Below are 15675 nucleotides of genomic sequence, written 5' to 3' on the forward strand. Positions count from 1 at the left end.
AATTCACTTATGATTAAAATTTAGGATTCTTCCACTCATGAGTTAAGTAATCAATAAAAGTTCTTACCCTTCGGGGAATCGGCTCCCTACTCGCTCGGATTATGTTTATCGTGACTTCTTTTTCTTTCCAGTCTGGCAGGACTCTAACCAATTTACCTGTACTTATCTCGTCACTAACATCCCATTTTTCCCTCAATGCTATACCTAATCCAGCAAGACACCACGCCTTGATAGCTTGACTATTGTCACTCCGCAAATTACCTGACACGATAATTTCAGTTTGTTGTTCAGATTTATGTAAACACCATGTTTGTTGAAGAAGTCCAGGATAAGAGAACAAAAGGCAATTATGATTTTTAAGTTCATTAGGTTGTGATATGAGGTGATCTTTCACGTATTCAGGAGAAGCAACAAGTATCCGCTCGCTAGTCGCTAGAGGTGTGGCAATTAATTGAGAGTCTGTCAGTTGACCAAAACGTAGAGCAAGGTCTAAATTATTACTGTATATATCAAGTATTCGATCAGTCAGTTGCAAATCAAAATTAACACCAGGGTATTTATTTACAAAAGAAACAATTTCTTTTGTAATATATTTCTCGCCAAATGCGACTGGCGCTGTTATTTTAATGTTTCCTTCTAGATTGGCGTTCCTTTTATTATCTATATCAGAAATATTTTCCAATATGGTTAACAGGGTCCGTACATGCTTAGCTACAGCTAATCCTTCGTCGGTGATTTTTATTTTTCGCGTATTTCGTTTAAATAAACTGATATTAAGGGTGGATTCCAGCCGTGCTATCTGTTTGCTGACGCTGGAAGGAGATTGGTTCATTATCCGTGCAGCAGCTGAAAAACTGTTAGAATCCACAACGGTTAAGAAAGTCACCAGGTCATCAAGGTTATTCAGCGTCATAAAATGATTCCATTCTGGAAAAAGAGATAGTCTGTTTTATCTTTTAGAGATTGCGTATCAACCTATTTAAACTGTAAACCGTTTTGTCATCTGATGAAAGCCATTCTCCTGACAATTATTTTTCCAATAAGGTCATCATCATGCCGCTTGCACTATATGCGTTAACTGCCATGCGTTAACTGCCGGAGCGTTTGGGATTGGTGTCACTGAGTTTGTTATTATGGGGTTATTATAGATCATGAACCTAGTTTATCTTACACGCCTATATTTTCTACTTTAATAACGTTATCTGCAGTAGGGGGGATTGATATCAATAAAAAAAGCATTACCCGCCTCTATCAAGAGGCGGGCATTTTCACGAATATTGACTAAACAACGCACGGTTACTCGATACAGGCAACATAATCGGGAACAAGGCCATCTCTGGCAAAATGTACCTGACCGTCATCGATGTTCACTGAGTAGTGCCCTTCGTGACCTTGATCATCGGTTCCCGAAGTCGAAGAGCGGTAAGCACGATTTTGCGGCCAGCCATAAACGTCATACATTTTATTTTGTGGGTAGGCGTTATACAGTGCCTCCAAATCCTCTTTTGTTGGCAAAAACTTATGGACTGCGTTGCAGTACCATACGGCTCCCTTGTAGACAAGACGCGCCCATATCTCCCCATTTTCCTTATAGGGGGAGGAACTGTCATGACCTAGCTTTTTGAGTTCTGCTGACAATTGTGGTCGCGCAAAAACTACGCCATTTGCAGCGGTGACAGTTTCAGGCATATGTCCCCAAAAGTTGGCGACGGGAACGTCTGGGCTGGTCGCGACAGTAAAGATGACATCTTTAGTTTCAGGGCCGATTGGGCCATCTGCCTTAATAGAGATTGTCGTCTTCACACCAAGCCCATGTGGATCCGTCACCGTAATAGAGTGAAGCCCCTGATCATTACTGAATCCCTGATATAGACCTGATTGGTGATTGAGCAATACCGAGACATCCTGACGCTTATTCTGGCGGTTTAGTGCTACGATGGCTTCCGCATTTATAGCCACATTTCGGACTGGCTTCCCATGATTCAACGTCTTGATTGTCAGCGTGATTTCACTGTCTTTTTTCACCTTATCGGCACTCGCTGTCACCTCTATCTTGTCAGCAAGTCCTTCGACTGTGCCGCCTCCGCCGCCGCCACTTGTCTGATTGCCTGCTCCGTTTCCCATGCTGCTATCAACGATTTGGGTATTCCCGATCAAATCCAGTCCATTTCGCGCCTGTACAGCAATGGCTTTTACTTTCCCTGCATCGGATTGTGTCAAAATATAGGCAGGAATCTTGCCTGATTCGGTAATCGTGCTGGCCTTGTCAAAGTCAAACTTATTGCCTTTTTCACCCCATATATAACGTGAGTTATCTTTTTTCTCACCATGATTAGCATAAAAAGTATATGTTGCTCTCAGTTTCTGTCCCATTTCTAAATTACCCGTTAAAGTTAAATTTTTAACCGTGGGGGCATAGGAATGAACAAATGTAATCTCGACAGGATTAATGGTCACACCTTGCACTTCTGGTGTAATTTTCAGGACACCGACTTTTTGACCGGCAGTCAGTATTGCGCGATAAACACCGGGTTGCTCTTCTTTTATTGTTGCGATCGTGGGATCGCTGCCTTCTCCCGCTAATTGGTTAGTGACAAGTCTGATATCTGAAGCAATACCCTGGATAGGATTATCATCTTTGTCCTTTAAGGTTAACGTCAGGATTGTAGTGGCATGTCCATTCGCCAACATTTCTGTCTCTTCGGTCGTAAAAGAGGAGTGAATACTATTGACCGCGCTCTGGAGTACCTGTACCTGAATTGCCACGCGTTTGGAAGCATTGCCCTGATTATCATAAGCGGTGGCGTCCACCGTATAGATATTATTACCCTGAGTTTGGTATTTTGGTAACGTCAGCAGATAATTGAACCCGCCCTGGTGTGTGATTTTCCCGCCATTGGCAAACAACCTTGCTGCATTCCAGGTAATTTCTTTAAATTCATACTTGCTGTTGACACGGACATGCGGATTCTTCACCTCGCCTGTGTAGCCAGTCATTTGACTGTCCATTGTCAACGAGATCACTTCGCGTTTACGGTATTCCAGCACGATTTGATTATTACGTTCAACCAGATCATAGCGGCCACCTTGTAAAGTACGTTTGGTCGCGACTGCATCCGGATCAATCTGTTTTGACCACGGCGCACCTATTTCATAATTCAGTGCCATACTGAACTGCGTATCGCCTCCGCTACCGGATATACCCTGTTTACGGTCAATACCGAAAGTCAGTAATGGAATAGGGGTATAGTCAACCCCGACAGTGAAAGCAGAAGGATCTTTTTTGCGATGCTCTTGATTTATCAGCCCGACTTCATTGCCGAAGTATTGCTCATACATCAATTTACCACCGAGCTGTGGCAGAGAAGGACAATAACCTTGTATTCTCAGATCGAATCCATTGGCAGGACGTTCATCATAATCGGTCAAAAGATGCGATTCTTTCCAATTAGTTAAACGAAAATAGCCGTTTGTGGCCAGTTTTAGGTAATTACGGGCATATTCTGCACCCAGGCCGAGCCGACTATGATTACCCGTGATATCGTGGTCGAAGAAAGCATTATAGCCCAACATCCAATCGTCAAAAAAATGACGTTGCCCAAAGCCAATATTGACGGTGTTACGTTTATCAATATGGCGTATGCCAAATTGCGTAAACGCCATCTGGTCACGGGTATCATACAGTGGCAACAACATATCAAATTGGCTGTTATCCAAATGACCATGAGTGTCCATACTTGCCTGCACACGGGTTGTACCGTAGTGTCCCAACCAATTCTGGATTTTCTGACTGGCTTCTCCCATGGCTAAATTGCTCAATTGGCTGGCTGCGTTACCTTTAATATTGTCACTACTCAATAATTGGCCAATTTGAGCGGAAACTTCAGCCAGGTGTTTGGTATTGTCGTCTGTATTCGCTTTTTGCTCTTCAGTCGTTGGTGACTGGTTGAATAAAGGCTGGTGTAACGGAGATTCGTGTAGCGAAGAATAGTTAAAGGGAAGAAATTTATTGTGGCGCGGTTTTGGCACATCAATCTCACTACCGACACCGAGTACCGTAAAAGGCTTATCAAACGTACGGTGCTGGTTGATTTTTTTTAAGTCAGGAACACTTAATCCATAACGTTTGGCTATGCTACTGACCGTCTCCCCGGATTTCAGGACATAATGCTCTGTCGGTAACCCCCATTTTTCATTTTGAAAAGTCGAATCTGTTTTGGCAGTAGCGAGAACGGGAGTGAATGCCACCGCAATGGGAAATACACATTGGGTGGCAATGTTCATCCAAGCGACATGCTTTAAGAACTCTTGCTGATTTTGTAGCCACGGCTTATCAAGTTTTTTGTTCATAGCTATAAACCTGTAACAATAAAAAACATCAGGCAACAACAGGCAGTAAACCACCCCTCTCCATTTCAGTTCAGAATGTTATTTTCTATTTACGACCTGCTATGAGTGGTACGATCAGGAAAAAAAACGCCAAAAAGTAGCACCATAAAAGGTGATAACACGGCATACCTGATTTTAAGAACAACAAAATAGTTAACAAATTTTGATTAGTCGTTAACTCCTAGATTATTGATCTGACATTTTGTCTTTATTGGGTTTTTTATTCCAACATAAAATAATTTATTGATCAATATCACTTTCGTTATCAATCATTACCAATAAAACAAGGAATTAGAGGAAAAATAGCGAAACTAACCTCATTAGGCATTATTTCGGTATTCCAGACACTTTTCTTTAAGATAACTAATTAAAAACAAATAGTTATAATATCCATTTATATTTTGTTAACATTATTTTTCAGATGAAAATAAAATAATCATAAAATATAAGAAAATATAATTTGTTAAATATTGGCGATTATTCCGTGTTTATTTTCGTTTTCTTCTTCTCATTATTATTGATTAAATCATGTATACCTATTACTTGGATGACAGTGTAAAAAATACGTTTTTAGCAATGAATCTTCAAATATCAATGAAGCGAAGTTGGTGTGAGATTAAAAAAACACATAAGAAATAATATGATAATTCTTGGTACGAAAAGGCCTGCGCGGTTCATTGTTCATGAAAACTGTTTATTCTATTTTTTGTTATTTAAAGATTATTGATATTCAACAAAATCGCACATAAGCCATCCCATGAATAAAGTTAAAATTCTTTATGCGATAAACGCAGAAAATGCTCTCCGTATCATGATTCACTGACATTGATCAGACGGATTTTTATTCCATTAACAGGAATAAAGATAACGATATTCTTATTATGTCGCTGTTTTGCTCAGATAAACTGGAAAGATCACAGTTATCTGCCCGATTTTTTTTACAGATTACAGTGAAAAATCAAACAAATGCAATGACAATAAGAACGGCATCGCTTATGTCAAAATATTTTATTTAGGATAAATTCCATTATCTTTTTTAGCATCAATAATCACTCTCTGATGACAAGAATACCGATATTCATTGATCTCTTTTGGTAGCAATGGATATCAATACAATGTTTAAACCTCACTTTCATGATAATGCATATCAATATCACTTATTTTTCTTGTGTATTGCTTGCCATCAAATTCATTTACATAAATATCATTTAACAAAATGATTTTATATTCACTATTCAGATCCACATAAAAATAGGGTGTCACTTTATATGGAATGAAATTTCCATTAATATTGCATGGACTTATATCAATTATTCGTTATTTAATGATAATTAAATTGATTTTTTAGTGTTTATAACCAGATTGACGGAATTTCCACCATATCGATGCTAAAATTTAGGCACGATGAAAAAGGACGCCAGAAGGCGCTGTTTAACGTGTTTTTGTGCATATTTATTTTTGTCCATGAGCAGGCACACGGATTGATAAAAAATTGAATTTAGTGCTGCCATACGACAACCGCTAAACACGGTCATGAACATCATGACTGAACGGTTAATTTTATCGACAATTTTGCTTTGATCGTCGGCTTGAGGCTCGCAGAATATAATGAAAAAAAGAACACTTTTTACCCTATTACTGATCATTTTTCTGATCGCGATGGCGGTACTTTTTCGTTCCCATAACCAAGCGCTCTTATTACAGGGAGAGGTCGAAGCACCAGAAGTCATCGTCACCTCCAAAGCGGCAGGTCGGGTCGTTAAAATTCATGTTAACCGGGGAGAGGATGTGAAGGCCGGGCAGCTAATGGTCAGTCTTGATAGCCCTGAACTGGCTGCGAAGGTGGCTGCGGCGCAAGCCGCACGCGATCAGGAGAAAGCAAAACTGGCGTTATCGCTGCAAGGGACGCGTGAGGAAACCATCCGAAATTTAGCAGCGGTTTTTGCCCAGGCTCAATCAGCGTACCACAATGCGCAACGCGAATGGGATCGCCTTAACAATATGTCAACTCACGGTTATCTCTCTGCCAGTGAACTGGATAACGCGCGTAATGCGCGGGATATTGCCTATCAGAAAATGTTAGGAGCCAAAGCGGAGCTGGATGCCGGGAAAAAGGGAGATCGCATGGCGTTACGGCAGCAGTATTTGTCGGCAGTGAAGGAAGCAGAAGAAAAGTTGCGTGAATTGCAAATACAACGCGATGACCTACAAGTCAAAGCCCCGGTCGGTGGTGAAGTCGGGCCATTACCCGCAGAAGTCGGGCAACTCTTTAACATCAACAGCCCATTGGCGACATTAGTCCGTATTCCCCAAGCTTATTTCGTTTATAACCTGCGCGAAGATATTTTGGCGAAGGTGCGCAAGGGCGACAAAATTCAACTGCGTGTACCGGCACTAGGCCATCACAAACCGATTGAGGCTGAAATCCGCTATATCGCACCAATGGGCGATTATGCGACAAAACGGGCAACCCGCGCGACGGGGGATTTTGACCTGAGGACATTTGAGGTCAGGTTATACCCGTTGCAACCCGTTGATGGCTTACGTCCGGGAATGAGTGCGTTATGGCTTTGGGATAAATAAAAGGGGCGGCTGAATGAACAGAAAAGCTGCGTGGCACAGTTTTGAACAGGCGTTTACACGAGAACTTAGCGCGGCAATTCACAGCCCGGTGTTTCACTGGTTGAGTTGGTTATTCCCTTTATTATTGTTTATCTTAATCAGCGCTAATTTTTCAGAAGGAACATTGTTCAACCTACCGGTTTCCGTTGTGGATAACGACCATAGCACCCTATCGCGCGCCCTGAGTCGTAACCTGAATGCCGCGCCACATGCGAATATCACATTTTATGACAATAACTTGCCTGAATCGCAGGAACGTTTGAGCCAGGCACAAGATTATGCCCTGCTTTATTTACCTGAACACCTTGAAAAAGAGGCGTTAAGCGGAAAACAACCAACAGTACGGATGTATTACAATGCACTGTTTTATGGTGCAGGCCGTTACTCCGTTCAGGATTTCAGCGGATTGATGGCAGAAATGAACGCAAAATACCGAACAATCATTGCTGCTGAAATAGGCCGCCCATTACCGCCATTAGTCAACGCCACTCTGTCTTATGACAGTTTGTTTAACGCCAGTGGCAGTTATATTTATTACCAACAATTTGCCGCGATCATTCATCTATTACAGCTTTTCGTCGTCACTTCTACCATCTACACCATGGCCAGAGGAAAGCCGCTACTGAGCACACAATCTTTTGTCGGGGCATTGTTCGGAAAATTAGTGCCTTATACCTTCATTTTCACACTGCTGTTGATGGTGGAAATTACCGCGCTGGTGGTTTTCTCCGGTGCAAAAGTCACCGGTAACCCACTGTACATGCCGATTGTCGGATTTTTCTATGTGATTGCCGCGCAGAGTATCGGCCTATTGCTGTTTACCTTCACCAGCAGTGCAATAATGGCTTACTCTTTGATTGGACTGTTAGTCAGTATTGCGATGACGTTTTCAGGTATGGCGGTTCCCGAATTATCCATGATATTACCAGCAAAGATTATCTCCAATATGGAGCCATTAACCCACGCTTTAAATGCCATGTTTGATATCTTTCTGCGAGAAGTGTCACCCCAGATCATTTTGCAGGTCTGCCTGATCTTGATGATCTACCCTGTCGTCTGTGGCCTTCTGATTCGTCACCGTTTATGGAAACGTTTAAATCAATCAGCGGGGTTTTCATGATGTTAGCTAATGGGCAAGCCAATCTTAAATTGTACTGGCAAACATTCCGCGACGTATTTTGGGGTATGTTAGAAAAGCCCATGTGGTTGCTGTTGATTGCCTCGTTGTGTGTGATGAGTCTGGTTTACGTTCATCCCGCTTTATGGGACTTACCGATTGCCGTGATTGATCAAGATAACAGTCATGCAAGTCGCACCTTGATCCGGCATATTGATTCCACCGCAAAAGTGAAAATCCAACGCTACCACAGCCTCTCCCAAGCTCGTCACGACATGCTACAACGAAAGATCTTTGTCATTATCATTGTGCCAGCGAATTATGAAAAACACCTGTTAAGCGGGCAGCAGATCACCATACCGGTTTATGGTGATGCAACCAATCGTCTGGCTAATGGGCAGATCCAACAGGATCTGGCTCAGGCTTACCAGCAACTTTTATCAGAATATAACGGCAAGTTGCTGCTGCAATCGGGTTTCAGCATTGAACAAGCGAAAGTGTTGTTACAGCCGATCCGCAGCGAAACTATCGGCTTATTTAATCCGGGGGTTAGCTATGCGGCGATCATCTTTCCCGGTTTATTAGTCATGTTGTTGCAACACTCTTTATTAATTTCTTGTGTGCGTGCCAGTATTGCCATACGAGAAACGCCGAAAGGCAATCCACCACTTCCTGTCTACTTGGGTGCCTTGTCCGCGTTAATCCCGATCTGGCTGTTCCTGTCCGTGGTCTTTTTTGTCCTGTGGCCATGGCTATTGGGATATCGGCAGGATGCGCCAATTTACCTTGTGCTTTTGCTGACATTTCCCTTCTTGCTAGTGGTATTAGGGCTGGGTAAATTGGTGACAGAATGCCTGCGTAGCGTAGAAATGGTTTATCTGACATTGGCCTTTATTACTACCCCGATTTTCTATATTTCCGGCACCATTTGGCCGGTACAAGCAATGCCTGAATGGGTCAGGCTAATTTCATCGGCCCTCCCATCGACATGGGCGACAAAAGCGATAGCCGGCGTTAACCAAATGGGATTGTCATTGCACAATATCTATAAAGATATCGGCATGATGCTGCTGCTGGGGGTGATATATATGGTTTTGGGTATTATCGTCGGAATGCTGCGCAATGGTGAATTTCGCGCTATCACTCAGCGTCTTAAACAATTTTTTTCTGCATCAAAACAATAAAGAATAGCCAACCTGACTTAATACCCATATCAGTGATGTATGGAAATCATATACCACACACCAATATTATATAGCTTTATTTTATATATAACTCTTTTACTATTCCCTTTATATTAATAATCACCTTCAAAAAAACGATTTTCTCCTGGAGAAACAAAATGAAAACCGTCATCAATATATTATTGGCTGGCCTTATCCAATTTGCTTTTACCCATCTCACCTATGCACAATCCACACTTGAACAGATTCAATCGACAGGGATATTCAGAATTGGAACAGAAGGTGCTTATGCGCCATTCAGCTACCATGATCCTTCTGGCAAACTGACCGGATTTGATGTGGAAATTGGCCGTGCAATTGCGTTACGTATGAAAGTCAAACCTGAGTTTGTTGAAAATAAATGGGATGGTTTAATTAGCGGTCTTGATGCCAGACGTTTCGACGCCGTGATGAATCAAATAGCCATCACACCAGAGCGTGAGAAAAAATACACGTTTTCTTTACCTTATGTTATTTCAGCAGCGGTACTAATGACCCGAGAAGATAACAACCAGATTAAAACATTCCATGATCTGAAAGGAAAAAAATCGGCACATTCCCTGACCAGTAATTTTGCCCAGATTGCCAGACATTATGGTGCAGAAGTTGTCAGTACTAATGGCTTCAATCAGGAAGTCGAACTGGTGATTACAGGCCGTGCAGATGCAACAATCAATGATAAACTCTCTTATCTCGACTACAAAAAGCATCGCCCGGATGCACCGATAAAGATTGCTGCTGTGGATACTCAGGGGGCAAAAACCGCCGTGCTCCTGCGCAAAAATGACAGTCAATTAAAAGCGGCTATCGATAAAGCCCTGACTGAGATAAAAGCAGATGGTACTTATCAACGAATTTGGGGTAAATATTTTTCTGAGTGAAATAGAAAAAAATGGCTTAGTGATCCAGGGTTAATATGGCGCTGAATAACCCCAGTGTTCTGAATTCAACCCGGATCCTAAAGAGTGGCATTAATACCATTCTTCGCTGATTAAAAACTCAGTCATGGTTGCAATTTGCGAGTCAGTCTTGCCAAACGCTGATGGATATTCAGCAAACAGTCACTTTGGTGTTCGGACGACATGCGGTATAAAGTGCATTCAAGTTGCCAGGAATAACAGCAGGACCGACAAAGGTAACTAACCTCAACTCTGATGAAAAAGAGTTGAGGTAAAGTTAAATTTATTTAGTGGTTACTACTGCTATCTGTGGTTTCTCCCAGAGTAGGAGGATCCCCCATAAAAGGTGTATTAACCCGCTTAATAATCCAACGATTTTTATCCGTAGTCTGTAGCAATAAATATTCATATCCATTATTATCATCATATATTTCAAATGGAATTTGATATTGATAGAAGGTATCCAAATGACAATGCACGTTTTTAACGTCCATTCTTATATCTCCACCCAATATAGGAAAACCCCTCCATTCTTTGTCATTAAAACACTGCATTGCACAATAATGATATAAAGAGCAACCAGGACAAAGATATTCATGATCAGCTGAATTTGCAAACTGAACTTCGCAATAAGGTTCCAAGACACCACTTTGTATCATTTCTCCTATTGATCCATTTTCTTCTAATTCATACACAAAGAAACTAAAGTCAGCTTCAGCCTGACCATAAAAATAGGTTTTTCCATCCAGTGAATAGCAAAACGTGGGTCCATAAAAATTTGCCCAGTCACTATCTGTTTTTATTGGTCCCATTTCTCCATTATCGAAAATTTCTCGTATTATAAAATTATACCTTCCTTTAATATTACTATTTTTGCTATGAAGATAGATAAAATTTTTATCACCAATTGTATACGCAAATCCTACATCATATACGCTATCCCAATAACCATGTTCTACTATTTCTTTGTGTCCATTTTTATCTAGCTTTGCAATCATCCAATAGGTTTTATGTGTATTCTCTGACATATTAATAAAATGCTTAGCTAACCCAAAAATATATTGTTCTTTCTCAATCACAAAAGGGAATATCAGATCATAAAAATTGGTCCACTTCTGCCCAGTCGAAACTAGCTCTCCTTGCTTTCCACCAGAGATCAGCTGGTGCACAGTAACCAAGTGATCACACTCACGCTGACGAAAAAGATATCGCTGATTATTAATGGAATAAGTAAAAATTGTTCTGATATATTCTCCGTTATCAGGAGGAAAAGCATCACAATCCAGAGCACGCTGAAAATGGAGTTGCTGAGTTGCCCGGGTGACTTTACTGCCATCTAAGAAACCGGTAAGTGTGACAGTCTCACCTTCTTGATTGGTGTCATAAAGTTCAATACTTGCATTTCCAGATGTGTCAGTCTCCACCGTCGTGGATTGAATTAACTGACCTTTCTTAAAGGAAGCAGAACCTGTAACACTTAAATCCAATTTACGCTTGTAAAGATTCACTCCTGAACCTGTTCCAGTAAGAATGACATTCACTTTATTACTGTGCACACCATCGGACATTGCATGGTTATTCATGACATTAAAATTAAGCGCGTAATGTGCTGTGGCCTTGAAATGATAGGGCTGTACACCAATCTTTTGACCATTTCCCTGAGAAACAGTCAATTGACCATCACCACTGGTATCTGAGCCAATGATCACAACAGAAGCTTCTCCCATATTCCCCGTATGACAAGAAAGTTTTTGTTGACCTGTATCCTGACCGTTCACGACAAAGCTACCTAATGAACATTCAAAAATTAATCCTAAATCAGCTAATGTAATAACCCCTTCATAAACAATAACCTTAATACTAGTAACCGGTTTGCCTTGGATGAAACTATAAGATTGATAAAAACTGGCTGAGATTTTCATATTATTTTACTCATAGTGTAAGAGGATCCACAAAAACAATCGTATTATTAATTTGCGCCATAGAAACACCACCGACATTAATAGTAAACCCCGCTCGAACAGCCACGCTGGATGTCAACGAGCAAGTTAATATCTTATTACTATCCGCAATCGATGTTTTTAATATATTAGATTTACTACCATTAATCATAATATCATTGCTATCGAATACCACCGTAATATCAGTAATTTTGCTTAATAAAGGTTTAATCAGAAGAAAACATTGGCAAACCCCATCTGCAACACCATAAGAACTATAGGTGTAAGATAACTCTCCGTTTGAAGACATCATCCAATTTGAAAAATCCAACGGAACTTTATAAGCTATTACAGGATCTAAATAATTAATCGTTAACACACTATTTTTAGTAATATCATCACTATAGATATTAAGATAACTTACACCATTCTCATCTATATTGCTCAGTTGTGTACTACTAGAATCATCACTAAAATGAGCATTTGTTAAATGTGCATTAATAAAACGAGAATTATTTAAATCTGTATATATTACCGCAGTTAGGAAAGGTTTTACATTTTGATCATCATCAAGTTTGACACCAATGTTTTTAGTTGTTTGAACTTTAACATTGACATTATCCAAATCATCAAAAATGGAAGCCTGTGAATAATCAGAAGTTATACTCTTATCAAGAACGGAAAATTTAGCAATGAAATATTTTGCTTCTGCAAGATTCAATTTATCTGTTTTTAGTGTATAGTCAACATAATTAGAATTTACTTGCTCTTTATCCAAGGTTATCTTTGTAGGTTCCAGAGTGTCTAATTCAGCATGATTTATATCCAAAGTTTTAGCGGTGATAACGATAGTATCAAAAATTGCTAAGCTTTTGAATTTTGCACGAACCAAAACACCTTTGTTAGCGTTAATTTCATGTAAACTCAATATGGATTTTTTAGCATCTGGAAAAATAAGTTCGTAATCTGAGTCAGCCATATCATCATTTCCTAATATATTAATATTTGATGTCATCGAATAGAGTACATTTTTATTAAGATCTGTTACTTTATATTTAGCTTCACATAAACCAAAAAAATTCATATCGCTCACATGAAACAATATAAAATAACAATCATCATTTATTTTATCTGGCGTTATATAGTAAGGAATGCTATTAACTTTATCATTGACATTATTTTTTATATATATTTCACCTTCTATTTTATCTAATAGCGTAGCTTCTTTATACTTATCCACCTGCATAACGATATATTTAACATCCATAGCTATAATGTCTGGAATACTAATTACGTCATCGGAATTAGCCTGACGAAATTTAGGTGGGGGTAAGGGGTTTCCTTTTTTCTCGTTCATACGCTACCTTTTTGTCAAAATTTACAAAAAACAATTCTAATATTATAAAAAGTGATAGTGGAATTATCATCTATATTTTCATCAGATAATAATATCACTGCGAATAAAAAACCTTGTTCTATTATCAAGTTACCATTATTAGGAAAGAAAAAAAACAATAGTACCAGACATATCGATGCCCCCCTTATTTATATGATAAATAATCAGATATAAGAGCGCCATTATAGTCAGCGTTCATCTCTTTTTTATTATAAATTAATTGTTATCTTTATAACCTGGTTCTGGAACAGTTTCAATATTTGCTCTCCAACCCACACTATATTCTAAATTTTCATTTAGATAAAACTGATAATCAAAACTAATATTACCAACGCCTCTTACATCAACGATATCGTCATAAGGAATATGAAAGAAAATAGAATTTTTATTACCGTCACTACCGATTTTATTTAAGGGAATTTGCTGATTATACGTTTTTTGGAAATTTTTATTGTCTGAATTTATATACATATTTAGGGTAATATCCGTTATGCTTAACGGAACTGATTTTATTTTTGATTTAGGATCATGAGTGTTAGCGCGTACAATCTCAACAAACAATCCATCGTATTGATATTCAGGATATTTTATTATTGCATCGATATTAACATAGATACCATAACCAGATGGTATGATGTTATCATGCCCAACACCTAAGCTGGTATGAACTATACAAGCCTCATATTCTCTATTGACATCTGGATCAGGTTCGTAAGGAACGCCTCCTATATAGGTCAATGATAATGGTTCAGAAAATAACGCATTTCCATTCTCTTTAACCACAGAATAAGAAAGTTCAGATGGTTCACCTCGTTCAAATATAGAATAAGGAAGTCTTATACTAGGTTGATCTAATTGCTTAGCTTTATCCTTAAGTGTCACAGCATGGCCGGTGTAATGACCATTAACAAAAAACAATATTACATCACCATTTACTGCACCATCGTAGCTGTTTACAATTGTTAGAAAATATCTCAATCCATCATTTGCGTATAAGTTACCCATAGAAAACCATGGAATATTTGGTGTACCGATAGAATTCATATAACCAGGGTTACTATAGTTAACTACATAAATCATTTGTTTAGCGACGATATCAGCCACATTACCTAGAATAACCGTCTTTAATAAAAGTGTGGTTATCTCTGACACTTTAGGATAGAGATAAAATTTCAATAACCCACGACTATCTGAAGTAATCAATATTCCTTTATTAGGGCCCATTTCCTCCGGCGGAATATCAATGAGATTAGTAGCATCTTTGAAATAAAAGTCATTCATTTTATGAAGAATAGATGATGTAATAAATACGGGCGTGCCAGCTAATAACTTCCCTGATTTACTTTTCAACGTTGTATATATTGGTGTATAGTTATCTTTTTCCGATGGTTTATGACTACTTGTGAGTGGTGTTGTCAAATAGGGTTTTTTAACAAAAAGCACTAATGAAGCTATATCAATTTCATACGCTTTACCAGAAAATTTTTTAGATGGAAAACCACGCCCACCTGCGGTCGCATCAGTATCGACTTCGAATGTAATAGAAGCACCATCTTGTACCGAGATACCACTCACCTCCTGAAGTACAGTAAATCCTAATCGCGCAGAAGCCTTGAGTCCATTGATTTCGAGTTTAAGCAAAGCAGAAATATTATCCAATTTTATATTATTACTGGCACTTTTTATAATTATATTTTTTGATGGAAGAATGGGTTTGTCCGAACTTAATGTTACAACAAAACTAACATATTGACCGATGACTAAATCAGCGTTAGTGAGAATTGAAATATCCATATTATTGTTTTTATCTGGCATTTTATCACCCCATTTTGTAATTAATATTAGTTATAGTTTATTACCGGTTTAGTCAATCAAGATTCACTATATTTATTTTTTAACATTAAAATTATATAATAACAGGGAGCGAGCAAACCAAAGAGTTAAAAAAACAACATTGACATTTTAAGTCAAAATATTGATAAAAGTATGCTAGCGACTTGTATATAATAACTCATCATGATTATAATTAAAATAAACTTGTAATCCTGCCGTTTAGAGTAAGTCTATTAAAATCAAAAAACCAATGAAA

10 protein-coding genes are annotated in these 15675 nt (G+C 38.9%); 5 read left to right on the top strand and 5 right to left on the bottom strand.

Annotated features, from left to right (window positions below; all coding sequences use genetic code 11):
* Window positions 1-13 precede the first annotated feature (13 nt).
* Both XPG1_RS15105 and XPG1_RS15110 read right to left on the bottom strand, forming a co-directional pair.
* A complete protein-coding gene (locus XPG1_RS15105) occupies window positions 14-913 on the bottom strand; it encodes a LysR family transcriptional regulator (protein WP_045959864.1) in 900 nt (299 codons plus the stop codon).
* A 383-nt stretch (window positions 914-1296) separates the two neighbouring features.
* On the bottom strand, window positions 1297-4350 hold the full coding sequence (locus XPG1_RS15110) for an inverse autotransporter beta domain-containing protein (protein WP_045959865.1): 3054 nt from the start codon (window positions 4348-4350) through the stop codon (window positions 1297-1299).
* Between the two features lie 1647 nt (window positions 4351-5997).
* Between XPG1_RS15110 and XPG1_RS15115 the strand changes: the two genes are divergently transcribed.
* The 5 genes from XPG1_RS15115 to XPG1_RS19195 all read left to right on the top strand — a co-directional run bounded on the left by XPG1_RS15115 (window position 5998) and on the right by XPG1_RS19195 (window position 10342).
* A complete protein-coding gene (locus tag XPG1_RS15115) occupies window positions 5998-6972 on the top strand; it encodes an HlyD family secretion protein (RefSeq protein WP_045959867.1) in 975 nt (324 codons plus the stop codon).
* A gap of 13 nt (window positions 6973-6985) precedes the next feature.
* Window positions 6986-8131: an ABC transporter permease gene (locus XPG1_RS15120; RefSeq protein ID WP_045959868.1), complete on the top strand. Its 1146-nt coding sequence runs from the start codon at window positions 6986-6988 to the stop codon at window positions 8129-8131.
* Window positions 8128-9312 carry an ABC transporter permease gene (locus XPG1_RS15125; protein ID WP_231853030.1) on the top strand — a complete coding sequence of 395 codons (1185 nt, stop codon included), beginning with the start codon at window positions 8128-8130 and terminating at the stop codon, window positions 9310-9312. The genes XPG1_RS15120 and XPG1_RS15125 overlap by 4 nt, the downstream gene beginning before the upstream one ends.
* 158 nt (window positions 9313-9470) lie before the next feature.
* Complete coding sequence (locus XPG1_RS15130) at window positions 9471-10232, top strand: amino acid ABC transporter substrate-binding protein (RefSeq protein ID WP_045959870.1); 762 nt, start codon at window positions 9471-9473, stop codon at window positions 10230-10232.
* 35 nt (window positions 10233-10267) lie between these two features.
* Window positions 10268-10342 (top strand): hypothetical protein, encoded by a 75-nt coding sequence (locus XPG1_RS19195; protein ID WP_157879572.1) that lies wholly within the window; start codon window positions 10268-10270, stop codon window positions 10340-10342.
* Window positions 10343-10537: 195 nt separating this feature from the next.
* Here the strand turns inward: XPG1_RS19195 and XPG1_RS15135 are convergent, their stop codons facing one another.
* From XPG1_RS15135 to XPG1_RS15145, 3 genes are all read right to left on the bottom strand, one after another.
* Window positions 10538-12172 (bottom strand): hypothetical protein, encoded by a 1635-nt coding sequence (locus tag XPG1_RS15135; protein WP_045959873.1) that lies wholly within the window; start codon window positions 12170-12172, stop codon window positions 10538-10540.
* Between the two features lie 10 nt (window positions 12173-12182).
* The gene (locus XPG1_RS15140; protein WP_045959875.1) at window positions 12183-13547 is read right to left on the bottom strand and encodes a hypothetical protein; all 1365 of its coding nucleotides are present in this window, start codon (window positions 13545-13547) and stop codon (window positions 12183-12185) included.
* A 255-nt stretch (window positions 13548-13802) separates the two neighbouring features.
* Window positions 13803-15401: a hypothetical protein gene (locus XPG1_RS15145; RefSeq protein ID WP_045959877.1), complete on the bottom strand. Its 1599-nt coding sequence runs from the start codon at window positions 15399-15401 to the stop codon at window positions 13803-13805.
* Window positions 15402-15675: the final 274 nt, after the last annotated feature.

This window comes from Xenorhabdus poinarii G6 (genome assembly GCF_000968175.1).
GTDB lineage: Bacteria > Pseudomonadota > Gammaproteobacteria > Enterobacterales > Enterobacteriaceae > Xenorhabdus > Xenorhabdus poinarii.